Source organism: Desulfomicrobium apsheronum (assembly GCF_900114115.1).
GTDB lineage: Bacteria > Desulfobacterota > Desulfovibrionia > Desulfovibrionales > Desulfomicrobiaceae > Desulfomicrobium > Desulfomicrobium apsheronum.
The window spans coordinates 1-19,999 of record NZ_FORX01000006.1; the positions used below are offsets into that span (position 1 = coordinate 1).

At 56.1% G+C, this 19,999-nt stretch carries 22 protein-coding genes and 1 tRNA gene; 3 read left to right on the top strand and 20 right to left on the bottom strand.

The genetic code is table 11. The annotated features are described in order from the left end of the window. The first annotated feature begins 74 nt into the window (after nt 1-74). Nucleotides 75-1,430, top strand: coding sequence for a transposase (locus tag BMZ40_RS07735; RefSeq protein ID WP_245751060.1), 1,356 nt, complete (start codon nt 75-77; stop codon nt 1,428-1,430). Nucleotides 1,431-1,535: 105 nt separating this feature from the next. Here BMZ40_RS07735 and BMZ40_RS07740 read toward each other — a convergent pair whose 3' ends face one another. From BMZ40_RS07740 to BMZ40_RS07780, 10 genes are all read right to left on the bottom strand, one after another. Continuing rightward, nucleotides 1,536-1,793: an ATP-binding protein gene (locus BMZ40_RS07740; protein ID WP_281243777.1), complete on the bottom strand. Its 258-nt coding sequence runs from the start codon at nt 1,791-1,793 to the stop codon at nt 1,536-1,538. 58 nt (nt 1,794-1,851) lie between these two features. After that, nucleotides 1,852-2,058 (bottom strand): SOS response-associated peptidase family protein, encoded by a 207-nt coding sequence (locus BMZ40_RS20160; RefSeq protein ID WP_092373776.1) that lies wholly within the window; start codon nt 2,056-2,058, stop codon nt 1,852-1,854. Between the two features lie 211 nt (nt 2,059-2,269). Then, nucleotides 2,270-2,683 carry a hypothetical protein gene (locus tag BMZ40_RS07750; RefSeq protein WP_092373778.1) on the bottom strand — a complete coding sequence of 138 codons (414 nt, stop codon included), beginning with the start codon at nt 2,681-2,683 and terminating at the stop codon, nt 2,270-2,272. A gap of 667 nt (nt 2,684-3,350) precedes the next feature. Continuing rightward, the gene (locus BMZ40_RS07755; protein ID WP_092373780.1) at nt 3,351-3,752 is read right to left on the bottom strand and encodes a Ros/MucR family transcriptional regulator; all 402 of its coding nucleotides are present in this window, start codon (nt 3,750-3,752) and stop codon (nt 3,351-3,353) included. 270 nt (nt 3,753-4,022) lie between these two features. Continuing rightward, on the bottom strand, nt 4,023-5,678 hold the full coding sequence (locus BMZ40_RS07760) for a DUF3987 domain-containing protein (protein ID WP_177193073.1): 1,656 nt from the start codon (nt 5,676-5,678) through the stop codon (nt 4,023-4,025). A gap of 122 nt (nt 5,679-5,800) precedes the next feature. Next, nucleotides 5,801-6,124: a hypothetical protein gene (locus BMZ40_RS19555; protein ID WP_177193074.1), complete on the bottom strand. Its 324-nt coding sequence runs from the start codon at nt 6,122-6,124 to the stop codon at nt 5,801-5,803. A 90-nt stretch (nt 6,125-6,214) separates the two neighbouring features. Then, the gene (locus BMZ40_RS07765) at nt 6,215-6,442 is read right to left on the bottom strand and encodes a hypothetical protein (protein ID WP_092373784.1); all 228 of its coding nucleotides are present in this window, start codon (nt 6,440-6,442) and stop codon (nt 6,215-6,217) included. Between the two features lie 928 nt (nt 6,443-7,370). Then, nucleotides 7,371-7,457, bottom strand: a tRNA-Leu gene (locus BMZ40_RS07770). Nucleotides 7,458-7,712: 255 nt separating this feature from the next. After that, complete coding sequence (locus BMZ40_RS07775; protein WP_092193743.1) at nt 7,713-8,009, bottom strand: hypothetical protein; 297 nt, start codon at nt 8,007-8,009, stop codon at nt 7,713-7,715. Continuing rightward, complete coding sequence (locus BMZ40_RS07780; RefSeq protein WP_092373786.1) at nt 8,006-9,391, bottom strand: MATE family efflux transporter; 1,386 nt, start codon at nt 9,389-9,391, stop codon at nt 8,006-8,008. The genes BMZ40_RS07775 and BMZ40_RS07780 overlap by 4 nt, the downstream gene beginning before the upstream one ends. Before the next feature lie 169 nt (nt 9,392-9,560). On the opposite strand from BMZ40_RS07780, the gene BMZ40_RS07785 reads away from it, so the two are divergent. Then, on the top strand, nt 9,561-10,733 hold the full coding sequence (locus BMZ40_RS07785) for a TraB/GumN family protein (RefSeq protein WP_092373788.1): 1,173 nt from the start codon (nt 9,561-9,563) through the stop codon (nt 10,731-10,733). 254 nt (nt 10,734-10,987) lie between these two features. On the opposite strand, the gene cydB is transcribed toward BMZ40_RS07785, so the two are convergent. The 10 genes from cydB to BMZ40_RS07835 all read right to left on the bottom strand — a co-directional run bounded on the left by cydB (nt 10,988) and on the right by BMZ40_RS07835 (nt 19,288). After that, nucleotides 10,988-12,013 (bottom strand): cytochrome d ubiquinol oxidase subunit II, encoded by a 1,026-nt coding sequence (gene cydB / locus BMZ40_RS07790; protein WP_092373790.1) that lies wholly within the window; start codon nt 12,011-12,013, stop codon nt 10,988-10,990. Nucleotides 12,014-12,042: 29 nt separating this feature from the next. Beyond that, on the bottom strand, nt 12,043-13,347 hold the full coding sequence (locus BMZ40_RS07795; RefSeq protein WP_092373792.1) for a cytochrome ubiquinol oxidase subunit I: 1,305 nt from the start codon (nt 13,345-13,347) through the stop codon (nt 12,043-12,045). A 12-nt stretch (nt 13,348-13,359) separates the two neighbouring features. Further along, complete coding sequence (locus BMZ40_RS07800; protein WP_092373794.1) at nt 13,360-14,067, bottom strand: DVU0298 family protein; 708 nt, start codon at nt 14,065-14,067, stop codon at nt 13,360-13,362. A 10-nt stretch (nt 14,068-14,077) separates the two neighbouring features. Beyond that, nucleotides 14,078-15,286, bottom strand: coding sequence for an FprA family A-type flavoprotein (locus BMZ40_RS07805; protein ID WP_092373796.1), 1,209 nt, complete (start codon nt 15,284-15,286; stop codon nt 14,078-14,080). A 100-nt stretch (nt 15,287-15,386) separates the two neighbouring features. Further along, nucleotides 15,387-15,548, bottom strand: coding sequence for a rubredoxin (rd, locus tag BMZ40_RS07810; RefSeq protein WP_092373798.1), 162 nt, complete (start codon nt 15,546-15,548; stop codon nt 15,387-15,389). 15 nt (nt 15,549-15,563) lie between these two features. Continuing rightward, nucleotides 15,564-15,944 carry a desulfoferrodoxin gene (locus tag BMZ40_RS07815; protein ID WP_092373800.1) on the bottom strand — a complete coding sequence of 127 codons (381 nt, stop codon included), beginning with the start codon at nt 15,942-15,944 and terminating at the stop codon, nt 15,564-15,566. Between the two features lie 103 nt (nt 15,945-16,047). After that, entirely contained in the window at nt 16,048-16,461 is a 414-nt protein-coding gene (locus BMZ40_RS07820; protein ID WP_092373802.1) for a Fur family transcriptional regulator, read from the bottom strand. 77 nt (nt 16,462-16,538) lie between these two features. Beyond that, nucleotides 16,539-17,546 carry a glycosyltransferase family 9 protein gene (locus tag BMZ40_RS07825; protein ID WP_092373804.1) on the bottom strand — a complete coding sequence of 336 codons (1,008 nt, stop codon included), beginning with the start codon at nt 17,544-17,546 and terminating at the stop codon, nt 16,539-16,541. A 13-nt stretch (nt 17,547-17,559) separates the two neighbouring features. After that, complete coding sequence (locus BMZ40_RS07830; RefSeq protein ID WP_177193075.1) at nt 17,560-18,690, bottom strand: glycosyltransferase family 4 protein; 1,131 nt, start codon at nt 18,688-18,690, stop codon at nt 17,560-17,562. After that, complete coding sequence (locus BMZ40_RS07835) at nt 18,674-19,288, bottom strand: D-glycero-alpha-D-manno-heptose-1,7-bisphosphate 7-phosphatase (protein ID WP_092373808.1); 615 nt, start codon at nt 19,286-19,288, stop codon at nt 18,674-18,676. The genes BMZ40_RS07830 and BMZ40_RS07835 overlap by 17 nt, the downstream gene beginning before the upstream one ends. A gap of 238 nt (nt 19,289-19,526) precedes the next feature. Between BMZ40_RS07835 and BMZ40_RS07840 the strand changes: the two genes are divergently transcribed. Further along, nucleotides 19,527-19,970, top strand: a complete 444-nt coding sequence (locus BMZ40_RS07840) for a cytochrome c maturation protein CcmE (RefSeq protein ID WP_092373810.1) — start codon at nt 19,527-19,529, stop codon at nt 19,968-19,970. Nucleotides 19,971-19,999 lie beyond the last annotated feature (29 nt).

The following is a 19,999-nucleotide window of genomic DNA, read 5'->3' on the forward strand; positions in this document are numbered from 1 at the left end:
TTTTATATACGAAACTATTTATATATTGAAAAAATCTCAAAAATATAGAAGGTTGCCATGAACAAGGAGCTGTTATGGGACTTGGCAACCAGAGTGATGACCAGAGTCAGGTGTTTGTCATGTGTGCGGATTTACCGCGCTCACCTGGACACGTTTTTTATGACCGCTTGCAGTCGATCTTGATCAAGGGCGGCTTTGACCGTTTTGTCGAGAAGCTCTGTGAGCCGTATTATGCGTCTGGTCCCGGCAGGAAATCCATTCCTCCAGGTCGTTATTTCAGGATGCACTTGGTTGGCTATTTTGAAGGGATCGAGAGCGAGCGCGGGCTTGAGTGGCGGTGTTCCGACTCCTTGTCGCTGCGAAAGTTCCTGCGGCTCTCCCTGACCCAGAGGGTACCTGATCACTCCAGCCTGAGCAGAATCCGACAGAGGTTGCCTCTGGAAGTTCATCAGGAAGTGTTCGGATGGGTGTTGCAGGCACTGACCAAGTCCGGCCTGGTAGTTGGGGAACGTCTTGGCATCGACGCCTCGACCATGGAAGCCAACGCGGCCATGCGCTCGATCGTACGCCGAGACACGGGCGAAACGTATCAGCAGATGCTTGAGCGCATCGCCAAGGACAGTGGGATCAAAACGCCGACCCGTGAAGAACTGGCTCGCATGGATCGCAAGCGCAAGGGAAAGAAGCTTTCGAACAAGGACTGGAAGTCGGAGAGTGACGAGGATGCGCGGATCACCAAGATGAAGGACAGCCGCACTCACCTCGCCTACAAGCCCGAGCACGCCGTAGATCTGGACACCGGAGCGATTGTTTCCGCCGACATCCACAAGGCCGACCAAGGGGATACGACGACGATCGGCAAGACGCTGGAATCCGCCAGGAAGAATCTTTCCGACATCGGTTGTACGCCGATTACCACGGCTCCAACGGAAGTCATCGCGGACAAGGGCTACCATTCCCGGGAAGTAGTGAAAGAACTGAATGGCGGAGTTTGGAGGACGAGGATCGCCGAGCCGAAAGCGAACGGTCTGCTCAACTGGAAAGGTGACCACGAGGCGCGGCGGGCCGTTTACAACAACCGCGCCCGGTTGAAGTCAGCCAAAGGGCGCGAACTGGCAAAGCGACGAACGGAATTGGTCGAACGAAGTTTCCAGCATGTGCTCGATCGTGGAGGTATGCGGAGAACGCACCTTCGAGGGCAGGAAAACGTCCACAAACGATACCTCCTGTGTGTGGCCGGGTTCAATCTCGGCCTGCTGATGCGTCAGTTGATAGGTTTCGGGACCCCGAAGGGGTATTTTTACCTCAATTCAGCGCAAATTTTTATTATTGTTTGGGGACGGATGGTCGTTTCGATAATTTTGGTTGAGATGAAGAGCGAGACTGGCCAAGAATTCGTCGGAACTCAGATTACCGTCGAGCGGTGTTGATCATGAATAAATCAACGGGCTGCTAATAGCGCCACCGATGGGCACCTTAATGACGCCAGCAAACATGAGAGATTTTCGCTCGGACGACCTCGTCTGGTTATGTGTTTATGAGTCGCCTCTGCAAGGGGAAAGATCCTTGCGAGGGGTCCTGTAGCTCTTGCCGTCCAGTACGACTTGGTAAGCGCCGTGCATGATCCGGTCGAGGGTGGCTGCGCCGAGCAGCTTGTTGTGGAAGGCGTCGTTCCACTCCGAGAAGTCCAGATTGCTGGTGATGATCGTCGGTTTTCGCTCGTAGCGCTCTGCGATGACGTCGTGGAAGTCCTCGTCCTGCCCGGAGCGCATGGGCTTGAGGACCGCGGGCATGCGGTCATTGAACGATGCCTGGCGCTGCCTCTTTGGAGAGTAATGCGCAGGAAGGCACCTAGCTGCCGTCCTGTCCTGTCCAGACGGCCCAAAGCCCGGCGAAGGCGATAGCATCTGCATTCGGTGCGGAGATGTAGTAGGGCGGCTTCACCTGCCGGCCAGAATCGCTCCTGACTAGGTCGTTTTCGTTCCATTCGTACCATCCCCTCACAGGCATCAGGCAGCGCATACATTGCATGCTTTGTAAGCGTTCGCCGGTCCGCATTTATCCATTAAATTTTTTGTGTGAGATAAATCAGGTCCCTTTTGATGAATCGAATTTCGACTGGTGCATCTAAAATCCCTGTTTATGACTGCCTGTTTTTTAACGTTATTGTATTTTTTTTTGACGGTATTTTTTAGGGCCGGAGCAGACCATCTCGATCTGCTTCGGCTTGCGTCAGTCTTGAGGAATGGAATTACTGGGGCGAGATTTTTTACGATTTGACCACTTCGAAGTTGGTGTCGATGGAGTTATCTTCTTCATGGACTTCTGCAGCCTCCATCAGGCGAACAATGTATGGTATGTTGAAGGCGTCAATCATGACCTGTTCTTTTGCCCGGTGGGCCGCAATACCTAGGAACGTCATGTCAGAATCTAGTGTATTTGAAGGTGAAGCATCTCCTATACCTGTAAAAGTCTGACCTTGGCTCGTCTCTAGTTTCGCTTGGCAAATTGCAGTGTTGCCATTTTCCTTGTTTGGACATTGAATAATTGACACATCTAGGCTATCGATGCCGATCGTATGTGCAGCATAAAGCAATAAATTATAGCTATAGTTAATGGAATTATTTGCTTCAGTAACGCCATTTTCGATTTCTGCAGTTTCGATTTTGTGATGTTTAGACATAATAATTGCTCCTTTTATAGGTTGATAATAAAGGATATTATTCCGATCAGTAGCGTTATACTGTCCGGGCAAATTGGATCTTGGTTGAGTGAATTTTGAATAGAAGAAACGTGGTATTTGAGATGCAAAAAGCGGATTGAAGCGAAATCTTATATAACTTTGCATTCATTTTGCGCATTAGATTATCTAACAAAATATTTTATTATACAAACAGATTTGCGTAAGCGGTCAGGCATCCGCATCATCTTCCACGGACGTGCCAGATCTGCGATACAAGCAGAAGAGTCATTACTTTTTGCGCGGCTTTGGCTTGGGGAGGCTTGGGAGAAGGGATTTGTCCACGTGCTGCGGCATGAGGGCTCGCATGTCTTCCGTGATCTGCGCGGAGGGGAATCGTTCGAAGAGGAGTATTTGGTAGGCTTGGGAGTCGGTCGCGCTGGCCATGTCGCGTGGTTCTGGCCAATTCCAATTCCAGCGATCGATTTCTAGGAGTCTTGATGCCGCGGCTTCGTCTGGAATGGCAAATCATCCACACTTGGCTTCCTCGTGAGCTTGAGTCTCTCGAAACTTAAGTACGAAGAAGGTTTCATGAGCAAAAAAATAAATGAGGCCGGATTCCCTGAAAGGGGTGTCCGGCCTGACATTTTCAGCTTTACGTCACTACCAGTTACTCAGCCTTGGGTGCCTTTTTACGCTTTTCCCAAAGCTTCATGTCCTGCATGGTTTTTCGGCGGCTACGGGCCAGAGATTTTGCTACCAGGGAAGTACCTTTCTTGTAACCGTATTTTTCCCTGTACTGTTCGGGAGTGAGTCCGTGTGTAGCCAAGTGACGCTTCGTCAAAACTTTGAATGACTTTCCACACTCGCAGCAAAGGACGCTCTTTTCACGAATTGCGTTTTTGGGATCGATAGCGGGTCCGGTTTCGACAACGGGAGCGCCACCTTCATCGACTCCACGAATGCTGCCAGCCAAGGCCTTGATCATGGACGTGATCTCTTCCTCGTTCATATTGCGCACAGATGCTTGGGCTTTTACGATCTCGATTGCTTGCTTGAGATAATCTTCCATGTTTTCTCCTGTGGATCTATTAGGATTTGATTATGCGCTCTCAGCACAAACTGTGCCTGCGCCAATATCGAGGCGTCGTTGGAAAAAGTAACATACAAATATTGGGAAGGTAAATGCCGAATGGGTTTTGCAAAAGAGGCTAAACATAATGAATGGCTACGGCCTTAACCAGACCGTAGCCATTGCTGTTGTTCATGTCGGTTAGTCAAAAAGTCTCCGAAAAATACGTGCTGAAAACAGCATTTCTCAGGTTTTCGGGGATTTGGGGCATCAGTATCGACCGATGGGTCTGTTATTTTGGATGATATTTTGATTAACGAGTTGGGGATTCAGGACGCACAACCGGTCTCTCCCGGCCTCGAAATACTGCCGTATGTTATCATGTTGCTCAAGCAGATCGAGCGCTGCGTGACATTGCTTCTTGTTCAACCCGCTAATCGCACTCATTGCGTCCTGAGCTTGGAAAACCGGGATGATGTCGGTCCAATCGCAACGGCGTATCCATGCGAGTATTTCCTGTGCATCCACACACGCTTGGCTACGCTCTGGGCTAAAGGCTATGTTTGCGTGCTCGACGATAACGTCCATCAACGAGATAGCAGCTTCTACTTCTTCCCGAGTGATAGGAGACTGTTCTGGCTTGGGATTGTTCCAGGCGTGAATGCATAACGCTAATCGTACGACCGCTCCATGCGCCTTCGCAAGGAAGGAACTCATGTGCAAATACTCCAGGCTTCTGACATATGGCTGCGTGTTTTGCTCATAAGTTTTGACCAGTTCGTAGGCTTTCGGTGTCAGGGACACGGTCCAGATTTCTCTGTTTTTGTCCTGCGTGAAGTTCCGTTTCAGCATTTCGGTGATCTTGGCGTTGTAGGCGATCATAGCGCCTGGCTTCGGGGTGGGGGGCAATGACCTGTGGCGAATGAAATTGCTGGGCTTCGAGGCGAAGTGGGGCAGAAACCTCGCGTTTAACCCTCGACTTTTCAGATTTTTGTTGCTGTAAAAATTCATAAGCACATCAGGTTGGACAAACGCGACTATGGTCATAGACGGTTTTTGCATTGAGATTTTGCCGACATTTTTCGACGAGTAATCGTATCTCTCCATGTCGTATGACTTGAGGTAAAGGCCTGGGTGTGTAGACTTGTTGGCGATTTCGCTTTCGAAAAAGGAGCCTTCTGCCTCGAAGACACAGGCAAATTCACCTTGCTTTGACATTCCCTCGCCAGCCGACACGCGACTGGCTATGCTCAGGAATATCTGTGGTGGAGTGCTATACTTGGGTTTTGTAGCCTCAGTGTTCTTGTCCAAGCTGTCGATAGTGTGTTGAAGCTCTGGTAACACCTCGTTCGGATCCCCAAAGTAAATTCCATCTGCCGAAGAACTCTTCAGATGGTTGTTTATAAGTAAATTGATGACTTTCCGTTTGAACACTTCAAGGTGCTTGTTATTTTTTTTATATTTAGCAGACTGCACCTCATGCTCCAGGCTCAATTTTTCGAAGTATTGGTCTAAAGGTGCTTTTGCTGTGCTAATCACGTACGATTTGCGAGAGCCAGACTCAGCAGCTTCTACAATGTATAGGCCGCCAGACTCACGCCATTCATGGTCTACTTGCACAACGTAGCGGCCGCACATCGCAGCAGAAATACTGCCAAACAAGACCAAAAGTACTGACGTTGTATCAATCTCTGCATGGCTACTGATGTGCTCGGCAACTTCAATCAAGTCATTTGGAAACAATTCCGGATTGAAAGCTGCGAACGACAACTGTTGAAAAATCCAGCGAGGAGGACGATTCCGAAGCTCCTCGTAACTGCGGTGTAGTTTATCTTCGAGTCGCAATCTGTACTGCCTGTCCTCGATTCGCTTGTTGAAGTCGATGGCGTTAACCATCATCTTCAATTCATCTTCTTTGTAAGCCATAACGGCCTCCTTTTCATGCCCATTTTGGGCGGTATATGATTGATAAGTTGTTGCCTGTCGAACACTACGCAAATCAGATGTTCCTGGTGGTGACCTGCAGAGTTTGATGCGTATCTCCATAGTTAGATATCCGCCTTGCTCAGTAAGACGCCTTTGTCGGTGACTTCGAAACGGATAATGTCTTCCTTTGTTGCTTGGAGCTGCATGCAAATTTCTTTTGGAAGATTTTTTCCAGAGCATGTTCCGTATTCATATGTCGCTAGGGTTATTTTTTTTTCAACGATCGCATCTGTGAAATTCTTATTGTATCGAGCCATCGAGATGCTGAGTTTGCGCATTATTTCGAAGGGTGTGAGGCCGCGTTGGTAAAGTTCGACGAACTGCCGATGCTCTTCCCTGATCTCTGCGACAGATCTCCTGGACTTCTTTTCTGTTTCTTCTTTCATTGTAGACCTCCGATGATGAATTGTTATGAATAGCTTCTGTAATCTCATCAGGACACCCAAGGATGGGTGTCCTGATGGTTCCTGAACGCGTTATTTCTTTAGTTGAGTTGGCTTGATTCTTGCCGCAAGCCATGTCAAAAAAGATTCGCGGGAGTAGCAAACCTTGCGGCCAATCATAAAGCGCCCAGCAATGCCGTCTCCGCGTGAGTCTCTGTTACGAAGTGTGCCAGGTTGAATAATCCCCCCCGTCAATCGCCCGACTTCGCTTCTTGCGAAGATAGGGGGGAGCGACTCTCTCAGTGTTTCGATTTCGGTCATAATGCCTCCTGTCTGTGTTTCGACGAATCCAAACGTCCATTCGCGAATTCACTATAGAAACCGGAAGATGGGTCTATTTTTTCTGAAGGAAGATCGGAGGGTCGCGTAGATTTTTTTTCTATCACGCTGAAAAGTAAGCGAAAATTATTCAGGCTTACGAAATGTGATTTGGAAACTGACTTAAGAAATTGGCGAAAATGGTGTTGTTTTTTTTAAAAAATGAATTAATTCAGCTTGTTGATTGTTCGATAAGTTTTGCGTGTGAGGGGGGGCAGAGCGAGATTCGTGCTAGCGGCAGCGGTCAAAGAAAAAATATTTATGAGGTGCCGATTTATTTTGGGCACCTTTGGCCGTTTCCGCGAAGCGATCAAACGGCGCGTCCTTTTAGACCGTGGCCTGCGCCAGACGTCGGAACAAAGAAAGCTCTTCCTGCCAGAAGAGCTATTTTGTTGTTAATGGTTCCAAACGGGCTGGCGTTAGCGTCGGTTGCCATGCGGCGGAGATATTGCAACGGGAATGGGATGGTTTCGTCTTGAGGAATATGAAGTCTTTTATGCTGCGAATTTTCTCCGGAATCCGTTTATGTTTAACAGGTCCAAGCCTAAGAGCAGAGCTTTGGCGGAGATGGGAGCAGGCGAGGGTGGGGTCGTTGCGAGGCGGAGGTAATCCATCAAGCCCCCCTTTGGTGAAATATGGCTGGAGGCAACCGCCATCGTCAGGCTGGAGGGCCGTTGTCCACGAAAGGCCTGCCTTTGCGCAGGCGTGGCGTATCAACACCGTCTGACTGATTCCAAAATTATATTTTTGGGGCGCCGTCATAACCTTCCTGTCTTGTCCAATTCTTGTACTATTCTTGTACTAAACTTGGTTTTATGGAAGGGAAAATGAAAAGGACTTGCCGCATATTGCTGCAAGTCCTTGTTTTCATTGGTGCCCAGGGCCGGACTTGAACCGGCACGCCCCGAAGGGCAAGGGATTTTAAATCCCTGGCGTCTACCACTTCCACCACCCGGGCAGGGAGGTTTTTCAAATATACAGGGCGGTGATGACCGTCAATTCTTTCTTGGGCTCTTGGACTCTTGGACGGTTAAGCGGTGGCGGGTCTGGGCATGGGGTGGTGTGGTTGGTCGGGTGACGCGGCGCGCCAGGGAGGGCGAAAAAATTTTCGCCCCTACGATGCGGTGGGGCGTCGATTGGTGGATGAGGATTTATTTTATGGCAGGTCCTGGATTTTGCCGGCTGGGTCGCTGTCGTATTTTTATCTACGATTTCAGTCTGTTGCGTTGCGGCTCGCGATGAAGTTTTTGAAGTCGGCGGCAAATCCGCTGTCGATGTAGCTCAGGTCGCGCAACAATTCCTCCACGTCAAAGCCGTTTTGCACCGCGAACTGGGCGAATGCCCGGCCGGAGGTCCCGGCGTTGCGCTGGCGGATCAGTCCTTCACCGTCGCGTGAAAAGAACTGGTAGTGCCCCAGGGCGTCGAGCACCAGGGAGTATTCCAAGTCCCAGGGGGTGTCAGCCGCGTAGTTGGCGACGGACCCGAGATAGTGGCCGGGCAGGGATTTCAAGCGGTTCTCCTGTCTTTGCGCAGAGTGAATTTATACCAATCCTTGTAATGATAGAAATAAAGGGCGGTGGCGCTCTGAACCAGGACGGACGCGAACATGGCCATCCATACGCCGTTGGCGGACTGAAAAACCACATGCCCCAGCAGGTACGCGAGCGGCAGGCGCACCAGCCACGCTGCCGTGCCGAAAATGACGGCTTGGTAGATGGTCGCACCCGCGCCGGTGAAGGCTCCGCCCAGGATCATGGCGGCCAGCAGCGGCGGTGTGGCGGCCATGTTCCAGGCCAGATAGCGTATGGCTTCTTCCTGCACCTGCAGGTCCGGCGCGACAAAGGCGATGACCGGCTCGATGACCAGCCACAGAAGGCCGGTGATGACGCTCATGGCGATCACGCCCACGAGCATGATCTTGTAGCCGATGCGCTTGGCTTCATCCTTTCGCCCCTGGCCAAGGTAGTGGCCGACCAGGATGGAAGCGGTGAAGTTGAAGGCGATGCCGGGCAGAAAGAGCAGGGCCTCGATGCGGATACCGGCGCTCATGCCCGCCATGGCGACGACGTTGTCAAAGGGAAGACTGGCCGTGATGGCATAGAGCACCATGTAGGCCGAGTGCCAGACCAGTTGCATGAGCCCCGCCGGCCAGGCCACCTTGACCAGATAGGGCAGAGCCAGCCGGACCCAGCGCCATGGGGCCAGACTTTGCCGGGAGAGCAGGCCGCAGCGGAACATCATGACAAAATTATAGACGGTGCCGCACAGGATGGAGGCGAATGTCGCCCAGGCGATGCCCTTGTATCCGAGGTTGGGCAGCCCCCACATGCCGAGTCCAAGGCCCAGGTCGAGCAGTGTGTTTACTCCCGTGACCAGGATCATGGAGTAAAGGGGCAGGGTCACTATTTTCTGGGCCCGAAAAAAGGCGTTGCTGATGGTGAACAGGTAGTAGGCTGGCAGAATGTAGAGACTGACTTGCAGCAGATACTCGGCGATGGGCATGACCTCGACCGGGATCTGCAGCAGGAGCAGGAAGCGTTCGTCGAACCAGAGCCCGAAGGCCAGAATGACCAGTCCCGTGACAAATCCGAGTCCCACTCCAAGCCCCACAAAACGTTTGACGCGGCGTGGGAGCCCCGCTCCGGAGCTCTGGCTTATGGCCGCCACACCACCGTTGGCCAGCGCAATGGCCACGACCATGAAAAAAAACATGGCCTGGCTCATGACGCCCACGCAGGCTTGGGTCTCGCGACCGATCCGTCCGGCCACCCACACGTCGACAAAGCCGATCAGGAAATGGAAGAACATCATCACCACCTGGGGCCAGGCCAGATTCCAGATGGTTGCGTAAGGGGCGCGTTGCAAATTTTGGTCAAAATCGCTTTGAGACATGTCTGCTCCGGATGAGTTGTCTGGGTCGGAATGCTTCAGGGACTTTGATTTGACAAGCGAAAATGTGCCCGTCGGGTGTCAGGAGCCGCCTGGGCTTGCTTTCCCGGGAGGCTGCGGATAACGGAACGGATCTTGACAATAAACAGGGCATGGGCCCGTGAGGTATAGCGTGGATTTTGAAAATTTGCCCGACAGCGTGACCGTGGTCGAAGAGGGCGAGAAAAGGTTTTTTCTCGTTGGAACCGCCCACGTTTCTCTGGAAAGTGTCGAGGATGTGCGCCGGACCGTGGAGATAGTGCGTCCCGATTCCATCTGCGTTGAACTCTGCCCGGCGCGCCACCAGGCCATGACCCGCCGCGACGACTGGAAGCGGATGGACATCTACAAGGTCATCAAGGAAGGCAAGGCCGTCTTCCTCATGGTGCAGCTCGTGCTGCAGGCCTTTTACCGCAAGATCGGCGACAAGTTGGGCGTGCAGCCCGGCGCGGAGATGATGGAAGGGGTGCGTCTGGCCCAGGAAACCGGAGCCACCCTGGTCCTGGCCGATCGCGATGTGCAGGTCACCTTGAAGCGCGTCTGGGGTTTTCTTGGCTTCTGGAAGAAATTCCAGCTCCTGAGCCAGCTTCTGGCCAGCGTCTTCGTCGACGACGACGTGGACAAGGAGCTTATCGAGGACCTGAAGAAGAAGGATGAGCTGGCCGCCATCATGGGCTCTTTTGCGGAAAATTTTCCCCAGATCAAGGAGCGCCTCATCGACGAGCGCGACATCTACCTGGCGCAGAAAATCCGCAAGGCTCCGGGCACGAATATCGTGGCCGTGGTCGGTGCCGGTCACGTGCCGGGCATGCAGAAATATTTTGGCCAGGAGATCGACCTGGCTCCGCTGGAAGAGCTCCCTCCACCCTCCAGATGGGGCGTGTTCTGGAAGTGGGGATTGCCCGGTTTTTTCGTCGCCTTGCTGGTCATCGGATTTTTCCGTGGCGGCGCTGATGCCTCCATGGACGCAATTTCCGTCTGGGTGCTGGTGACCGGCATCGGCGCGGCCCTTGGTTCCCTTGCCGCTTTCGGGCATCCGCTGACCGTGCTTTCGAGCTTTCTGGCCGCGCCCATCACCACGCTGCATCCGCTCATCGCCGCAGGTTGGGTGGCCGGTCTTGTCCAGGCCTGGGTCAAGAAGCCCACGGTTTCGGACCTCGAAGACCTGCCCATGAGCGTCATGACGGTGAAGGGCTTCTGGATCAATCCGGTCAGCCGCATTTTGCTCGTTGTCATCTTCGCCAACCTGGGCGCGACCATCGGCGTCTTTGTCTCCGGAAGCTGGATCGCGAGCATGGTCTTCTAGGACGGTCGGTTTTTGACGGGGCCCGCGTCGGCCAGGTGAGCGCGAGAGGTGGCGATATATGCCATCCATATCCGAAGTTCGCAGCAAGACGGCTTGAGGCTGAGCTTCGCAAGATACACTCTGGCTGTCATTCCCGCGAAGGCGGAAATCCATCCGGCATGATTTCAGGTTGAAACAAATTGTTTTGAAACAACAAAAAAAGGGTGACCATTTCGGCCACCCTTTTTTGTTGTCGCTGCGCACAGGCCCCGGCGCTAGTAGGCACCGTCCTGGGCCAGTTCCTTTTCCGTGACCTTGTGGGCGAAGGTCCGGTAGAGCCAGAACTGGTAGGCCGCCACGATGGGGATGAAGACCAGCGTCACGCCCAGCATGATGGACAGGGTCAGAGTGCTGGAGGCCGCGTTGGTGATGGTGATGGAATAGTCCGGGGAGATGCTCGAAGGCAGCAGCGCCGGGTACAGCCCGACCACGCCGAAGAGCGTCAGGCCGGCGATGATGGCGGCGGACAGGCCCCAGGCGGCCCACCACTGCTCCTTGCCGATCTGCTGGCGCAGCAGAACGAGCGCCAGGATCGGAATCACCAGCAGGACGAGCATCAGCGGGTTCAGCAGGTAGTTGGACAGCAGGTTGGTGTAGATGGCGGTCAGGACCACGAAGACACCGATGAGTGCCACCAGCACGGGCCAGAGCTTGCGGGTCAGTTTGGCTGCGCGTTGATGCAGGTCGCCTTCGCTTTTGATCGTCAGCCACAGGGCTCCGTGCATGACGAAGAGCAGCACGAAGAGCACTCCTCCGGCCAGGCCGTAGGGATTCAGGAGCGTCAGCAGGTTGCCCTGGAAGACGCCATTTTCATCTAGAGGCAGGCCCATGAAGATGTTGGCGAAGGCCACGCCCAGAAGCAGCGCGGGCACGAAGCTGCCGATGGTGGCGCCCCAGTCCCAGACCTTGCGCCAGGCCGGGCTGTCGACCTGGTGCCTAAACTCCAGGGAGACGCCGCGGACGATGAGGGCGAAGAGCAGCAGCATGAGCGGCGTGTAGAGGCCGCTGAACATGACCGCGTAGGCCTTGGGAAACGCGGCGAAAGTCACGCCGCCGGCGGTGATCAGCCAGACTTCGTTGCCGTCCCAGAAGGGACCCATGGCGTTGAACATTACCCTGCGGTCCGTGTCGGATTTGCCGAGGAACGGGACAAGGGTTCCGATGCCAAGGTCGTATCCGTCCAGCACGAAATAAACAGCCCAGAGCACACCCCAGAGTAGGAACCATATGGTTTCAAGCATGTATCAATCCTCCTTGTGATCCGAACGGTTTATGCCTCGGCCGGGCCTTTCTTGGCGAACTTGAAGAGCAGGTAGATGTCCACTGCGCCCAGCAGCGCGTAGAGCAGGGTCAGCGCCACCAGGGAGAAGGCCACCTGGGAAGTCACGATGGGCGAGACCGCGTCGGCGGTTTTCATGAGCCCGTAGACGATCCATGGTTGACGTCCCACCTCGGCCACTACCCAGCCCGCCTCGATGGCGAGATAGGGGAGCGGGATGGCGAAGATCATGGCTTTGAGCAGGCGCGGCGTTTCGGTCAGCTTGTTGCGGCGCAGAAAGGCCCAGATGCAGAGGATGGGCAGGAGCGTGCCGAGGCCGACCATGACCCTGAAGGAGAGAAAGGTCAGCATGACGGGCGGGCGCTCGTCCGCCGGCCAGTCCTTCAGGCCCTGGACGGGAGTGTTGAAGGAACCGTGAGCCAGAAAGGACAGAGCGCCGGGGATGCCGAAGAGTTCGATGGCGTTCTTCTCGTTTTTCTCGTCCGGCACGACCAGCAGATACATGGGCGCGTTTTCATGGGTTTCCCACAGGGATTCCATGGCCGCGAGTTTGGCGGGCTGGATCTTGCCGACTTCCTGGGCGTGATGATGACCCTGGACCGCGACCAGCACCGAGAAGACAAGGGCGAAGATCATGCCCATCTTGAAGGAGCGGGTGAAGAAGTCGATGTTCTGTTTTTTGAGCAGATGGTAGGCGGAGACGCCCATGACGAAAAATCCGGCCAGGGTGAAGGCGCCGCTCAGAGTATGTACGTACTGCTGCCAGCCAAAGGGGTTCAGGAGCACGTGGAAGAAATTGTCCAGTTCGGCGCGTCCGTTTCTGAGCACATAGCCAACGGGGTTCTGCATGAAGGCGTTGGCCAGGAGAATCCAGGCCGCCGAGAGGTTGGAGGCGATGGCCACCAGCCAGATACAGGCCGCGTGCATCTTGGGGGACAGGATGTTCCAGCCGAAGATCCAGGCGCCAAGAAATGTCGATTCCAGAAAAAAGGATGTGGTGGCCTCGATGGCCAGAAGAGATCCGAAAATGTCTCCGACGTATTCGGAATAGCGGGACCAGTTGGTGCCGAATTGAAATTCGAGCGTGATTCCCGTGACCACGCCGAGCACGAAATTGATGACAAAGAGTTTGCCCCAGAATTTGGTCATCCGTTTGTACGTCTCGTCGCCGGTCCGTACGTATTTGGTTTCCATGATGGCTACCAGAATGGACAGGCCCAGGGTCAGCGGGACGAAGATGAAATGAAACATGGTAGCCATGGCGAACTGAAGCCTGGATAACATGAGCACATCCATAGTGAGTCTCCTTTAGTTTTGTGCGGGTACGTGGCCCGTGATCCGGCAGACGGCTTCCGCGGCCAGGATGGCCAGGGTCACTTCCTGAAGTTCGCGGTCGCGGTACAATTCAAGGACCGATTGGTCCTGGCTCATGGCTTTAAGTTTCGGCAGCGCCGCGGTCAGGCCCAACAGGCCGCAGGCCCAGGCCGCAAGGCCCCGGATGACCGTGTCGCAGTCTTCCAGGGCGCAGAGCAGATCGGGCTCGGCCTTCGCCGCGAGGTCTGGCCGGACCTGCGCCAGCCGTCCCACGCCCCAGACGGCCCCACGGCGCAGGGGGGCGTGTTCCAGATAGCAGTCCGGACGGCAGTGGTCCTCGTGGATGTAGGCCAGGAGGTGATTGTGGTATTCGGAAGCGATCAGTGGGCTTGCGGTCATGATTTCGGCCATGGCTTCCGGCGCGCCCCAGCCGATGCCTCCGGATTCGTCGTTGAGGCTCCAGATGAAGCGGCGCATGACTACGCGCGCCTTTTCCGGAGTCTTCTCGGCCAGGGCCGCGATGACGATTCCAAACCCCGTGACCGCGCGCCAGCGGACCAGCGGCGCAGGGTTGCACAGCGCCGAAAAAAGCGGCGCCACGGCCTGCTGCCCGAGTTCCGCGAGACCGCCAAGCCCAGCCTCCCAGCCATCGGTGGCCAGGAGGTCCAGGACTTGGCGTTTTATTTCCCTGCTGCGTGCCATGGTGCGGGTCTTAGGCCTCGGCTTCCACTTTGGCCACGATGGCCTTGCCGACCTGGCGTCCCAGTTCCTTGCACTCGGCCAGCTTGGCGTGATCCGGCACGTTCTTGCACTTCACGCCGGGCTCGACGACCTCGATCTTGGCCGATTTGAGCCACTCGGTCAGGATGTTCAGGGATTCGCCGCTCCAACCGAAGGATGCGAAGGCCGCGCCGACGCGTCCAAGGGGCTTCAGGCCTTTCATGTAGGTCAGAAAGTCCGCCATCAGCGGCATGATTCCGTTGTTGTGGGTCGGGGAGCCGCAGATGATGCCGGTGGCATCGGCCAGGGCGCCCATGACGTCGGAGTGGTGGTACTGTTTGAGGTACATGATCCTGACCGCGACCCCTTCTTCCATGAGTCCTTCGGCGATGGCCTTGGCCATCTTCTCCGTGGAATGCCACATGGTGTCAAAGACGATGACGGCCTTCTTGTTCGGCTTCTGCTCGGCGTAGTCGCGGTAGGCCTGGAGGATCAGCGGCACGTTGGAGCGCCAGATGATGCCGTGGTCCGGTGCGATCATGTCGATCTCAAGGCCCAGCTTGGCCACATCGTCGAGCACCGCGATGACCCGGGGCGAAAAGGGCAGGACGATGTTGAAGTAGTAGTGGGAGGCCTCTGCCATGAGCATGGCCAGATCGATTTCGTCGTCGAAGCGTTCGCTGGAGGCGATGTTCTGCCCGAAAGCGTCGTTGGAGATGAGCAGCTTCTCTTCGGGGATATAGGAGAACATGGAGTCCGGCCAGTGCAGCATGCGTGTCTCCATGAACTGCACCGTGCGTTTGCCGAGGCTGATGGAGTCGCCGGTCTGGACCGGATGGTAGGGCCAGTCGGGTTGGTGGTAATGGTCGAGGAGCATGCGATGCCCAATTTTGGAGCAGAAGACTTTCTCGGGCTGGATCTTCTCCATCAGGAAGGGCATGGCCCCGGAGTGGTCGGGTTCGATGTGGTTGCAGACGATGTAGTCGATCTTTTCCAGCGGGATGATGGACCGGATCTGGTGGTACAGGTCCATCTGAAATTTGGCCGGAACGGAGTCGAATAGGGTGATCTTGTCGTCGATGACCAGATACGCGTTATATGTCGTTCCCTGGGGAGATTTGGAGTATCCGTGGAAATCATGGATGTTCCAGTCCACGACTCCGACCCAGTAGATGTCTTTCTTGATTTCGGTGACAGGCATTGGGGATTGTCCTTACAACGTGATGACCCCGCCCGGGGCGGGGAGTTGAGCGTATAAAAAAACAAGGCCAGCCCGGATCGCACGGGCTGGCCTTGGTAAATCAATCTTCCTTGGCGAAATCTTCCTTGCCGGCTCCGCAGATGGGACAGGTCCAATCATCAGGGACGTCTTCGAACTTGGTTCCGGGGGCGACTCCGTTGTCCGGGTCGCCGGCGGCCGGGTCGTAAACATAGCCACAGAGCGTGCAAACGTATTTATCCATGCTGGGTATCTCCTTTTAGTTTTCGATTTTCCAGTGTCCGTGCAGGTTGCAATATTCGCGGGCCGTGACCTTTTCCGCGGTGATGCAGAATTCGGCTTCAGGGGCCTGGCCGGGGCTCAGGTACTGACGGTAGACCTTGCCGTCGGCGACAAGCTCGATCCACTCTATATAATGAGCGTCGATCATGGGATGGGCGACTTCGCCGACCACGACCTTGTAGCCGGTGGCGGTTTTGTGGATCACGGGAACATGTTTTTCCCGGGCCGCGTCCACGGTTCCCTCAACCTGAAGCTTCATGTCCTCACCACAGCAGACCAGGGCTCCGTCGCCGCCATGCATCACTTCAACGATATTGCCGCACAGGTCACATTTGTACACTTCGAGTCTTTGAGCCATTTCTTCCTCCATGTTCGTGGTGTGAATTTACCCGAACACTTACCACGGAACGGCTGAGTGTTCCAGTGATTTTGATAATTGGGACATGTTCGCCGCTAATGGACTATTGCGCCAGCTTTTTTCCCGCCTGGCACTGGGGGCAAATCCCCGAAAATTCCAGGCTTACGCCGGTGATCTGGAAGTCCGTGCCAAGTCCCTGCTCGATTCCCGTGATGTCTGGAGCGTCGAAGATGTCCCCCACCTTTCCGCATGCTTCGCAGCGGATATGGTGATGGGGGGAGACGTCGCCGTCAAAACGCTTCTGTCCGGCTGCGTTTTCCAGCTTGCGCACCAGACCGAGCGAACTGAGCACTTCAAGATTGCGATACACGGTGCCCAGGCTGATGCGAGGCATCTTCTGGCGCACCATGCCGTAGATCTCGTCGGCAGTGGGGTGGGTGGTCACTGATTTGAGCTCTTCCAGGATGATCCTGCGTTGATTGGTCAGACGCATGTCTTTGCCCAATAGTTCTTTCATGTCGGTACCTCTGTCAAACTTTGATAATTGTTCCTATTAAAAATAAGGACCGGCGTCAACAAAAAGGCGGGGTTGGTTCAGGCCGGGAAGGAAGAAAGCAGATCCAGGATCAGTTTCTCCGAGACGTCTTTCATGCAGGCGTTGCCAAGCGAGCATGCATCCTGGCCGTGCAGGGAGCAGGGGGCCTTGGGGCAGGGGCTTTGATGGACAACGTCGTGTGGGCCTGAAGGGTAGAAACCCCATTCCTTTGTGGTCGGTCCGAACAGTGCGACGACGGGCGTGTTCACGGCCGTGGCCAGATGCATGGGGCCGGAGTCTCCAGTGACCAGGACTCGGCACAGGGACAGCAGGGCCGAGGTGGCGCGCAGATCTGTGGCGTTGGTCAGGTCATGCGGAGCCTGTGGATACAGGGGGCGCTCATGGCGGCCGAGGATGAGCACCTGCTCTCCCTGGGTTTTAAGGTTCCGGATCAGATTTCGCCACACTTCGGGGCGCGGGGTCTTGGCCGGGTGGGTGGCGTAGGGATGGATGGCGACGGGCCGGGTCAATCCCAGACGTGAAAGCGTTTCACGGGCCACGGCTTTTTCATTCTCGGCAAGGAAGATGCGGGGCTTCAGCGCATCCGCGTCCACGACCTCTGGGTCCAGAGCCATGCAGTAGCGCTGGGGAACATTGAGGCGGCGGAGCCTGGTGGCGAAGACGGGGTGCCGGGTGGCCAGAAACAGTCGTCTCTCCAGGGAGAATTTGCGGTAGGAGCGCGTGGGTCCTGGCCAGAACGAGCGCAGCAGCAAGGTACGCAGGTTGGCGTGCAGGTCGATGAGCGGCAGTCGGCCAAATTCCTTGGCCAGCCCACGGCAGAACCTGATCCAGCTTGCGCCGTGCAGGTCTTCTTCACGAACGCCGATGATCCCGGTCACGGCCGGGTGGTTGTCGAAGACGGGAGCCAGGGCCGGTTTGGTCAGCACTTGAAAGGTCAATCCGGCCTGTTCATGCCAGTATGCGAGTACTCCCGTGGTCAGAATGGCGTCGCCAAGGGCGCTCAAGCGCACGGTCAGGCATTCCTGGTTGCTGAAGGGCAGGGACATGGGGGAGAGGCTCCTATCTTTGCGCGCAGAGGTCGGCGTAGACCTGCATGAGGGCAGCCGAGGTGCGCGAGATGTGAAAATTCCGGGCGTGGCGCTCGCCCCTGGCGATCATGTCCTGCCGCAGGGCGCTGTCCTGCAGGACCCTGGTCAGGGCCTGGGCCAATTCCGGTACGTCGCCCGGGGTTGTGTACAGGGCCGCGTCGCCGCCGGGTTCGGCAAAGCAGGAACCGGTGGAGGTGATGACCGGCACTTTGCTGTTCAGTGCCTCAAGGATGGGGATGCCGAAGCCTTCGCCTACCGAAGGATAGGCAAATGCCACGGCCTGCTGGTACAGGCCGGGCAGATCCGCGTCCGCGACCTGTCCCAGGAAATGGACCTGGCCGCCAAGGCCCGAGGCCAGCGCCTGGTCGCGCAGGGCCGTTTCCATGGGGCCCTTGCCGACGATGACCAGCTCCGGCCGGTCGGACCGGGGCAGTTGCGCCAGAGCGGAGATGAGCGTCTGGGCGCCCTTGCGGGGGATGAGGGAGCCGACAAAGAGGATGTAGCGCTCGGGCAGGCCGTGAATCCCGCGCAACCTGGCCGTCTCATCCGGACCTCTGGTGACGGAGAAGGCCGGAGAGCAGCTCTGGTAGGCGACACGGATACGCTCCCGGGGGATCTCGAAAATTTCGTGCACGTCGTCGGCGGTCTTTTGGCTGATGGCCACGATCATGTCCGCGCGCTGGCAGCTTTTTCTGTATTTGAGCGCGTAGAGCTGGCGGTCGATCCAGGGATAGAGGTGCGGGTGGGTCAGGAAGAGCAGGTCGTGCATGCTGACCACGGTGCGCGTGCGTGGTCCGAAAGAGGTCAGCGGAAGCTCGTGGGACAGTCCGTGGTAGATGTCCAGATCGTGACTGCGCGCCGCGCGGGGAATGCCCAGGCTACGCCACAGAGCCGGAAACATGCGCCCAAGCGGGCATGCTTCCTGCACATGCAGGCCGTGACCGGCGGGCAATGTGCAAAATGGTCCGGAAAGACGCTGCGTATATAATGTATAGCGGTGCTCTGGAAAATGCTCCGCCAGCCCGAAGATGGTGCTGCGGGCGTAGTTGCCGAGCCCGGTGGGGTTGTGGAAGAAGCGCTTGGCGTCAAATCCGATGTGCATGCACATGTTCCTTTTTTTGCACAAGATGCTCCAGATAGCGGCCAAGGTCGCTTGCCAGCCAGGTCGGCCGGCCCGGTCCGGGGGCGCAGCGCTGCAGCGGGGCTCCAGGTGCGTCGAGGCCAAGCTTCCGAGCGGCGTCAAGGCCATGTCCGGTCAGGACCAGCACCGTTTCGGCGCAGCCGATGGCCTGGCCGAAGCGGATGTCGGCGACCTTGTCTCCGATCATGACCGTTTTTTGGGGAGACAGACCGAAGTTCGCCGCCAGTTCCTGCCAGAGTCCGATACGCGGCTTGCGGCATCCGCATTCGTCCTCCGGAGAGTGGGGGCAGTGGGCGGCGCCGCCAAGGACGATGTCTTCGGCCAGCAGCAGGTCCACCAGACGCGCGTGCACCCGGCGGTAGTCGTCTTCGCTGAACAGCCCGCGTCCGATGCCGCTCTGGTTGCTGGCCAGGTAGAAGCGGCAGCCGAGCCCAGCCAGCCTGCGCATGGGGGCGGCCACGCCGGGAATCAGCGCGACCAGGGCGGGATCGCTCAGATAGTGCCGCTCTTCAATCAGGGTGCCGTCGCGGTCGAGGAGTATGGTGTCTATGTCTGTCATATTTGTCCTTGCCGAAGATGGGCTTTTTTGATCGGTAAGCGCAGCAAGGTCAAGAAAGGAAATGAATCGGTTCGGACCGCCGGTTTCCGGAGCGTCGGAGGTAAAAATTTTGTCCGACGAAATTGTTGACGAAACTGGTCTGGTTGTGGATATGCGCGTGCGAAACGGCACGCAAGGCGTCGTGACAGGTGGCGGCGGTTCGTGCTAGGAGCCGGGCCACAATGAAACCGGAGACTTTATGAGTACCGCAAAAAATCAGAAATGGGTCTACCTCGCCGCAGTCCTGCTCGTAGGGGTCGGGGTGGGCTATCTTCTCTTCAGTGGCCTGTCCCAAAATTCCGTTTATTTTCTCAATGTTTCCGAAGCGCTGGCCATGCCTGCGGAAAAGCTGTCCCAGGCGAGGCTTTTCGGCATGGTGGCGGAGCATGACGTGGATCATGACCCTTCGGCCATGGGCGTGTCCTTTTTCGCCCTGGACAAGGACGAGCCGAGCAAGGCCATTCGCGTCCATTACCGGGGCGCCGTGCCCGATACGTTCAAGCCCGGCGTCGAGGTCATCCTTGAAGGCTCCTTCACGGCCGACACACGGGTGTTCGAGGCCACCACGCTGCTGACCAAATGTCCATCCAAATACGAAAAGAATGACAAGGGCCAGATGCGTCCCCCTGGATTTGCAGGCTAGTCCCGGTTCGTTCAGTCTCTTTTGCAACC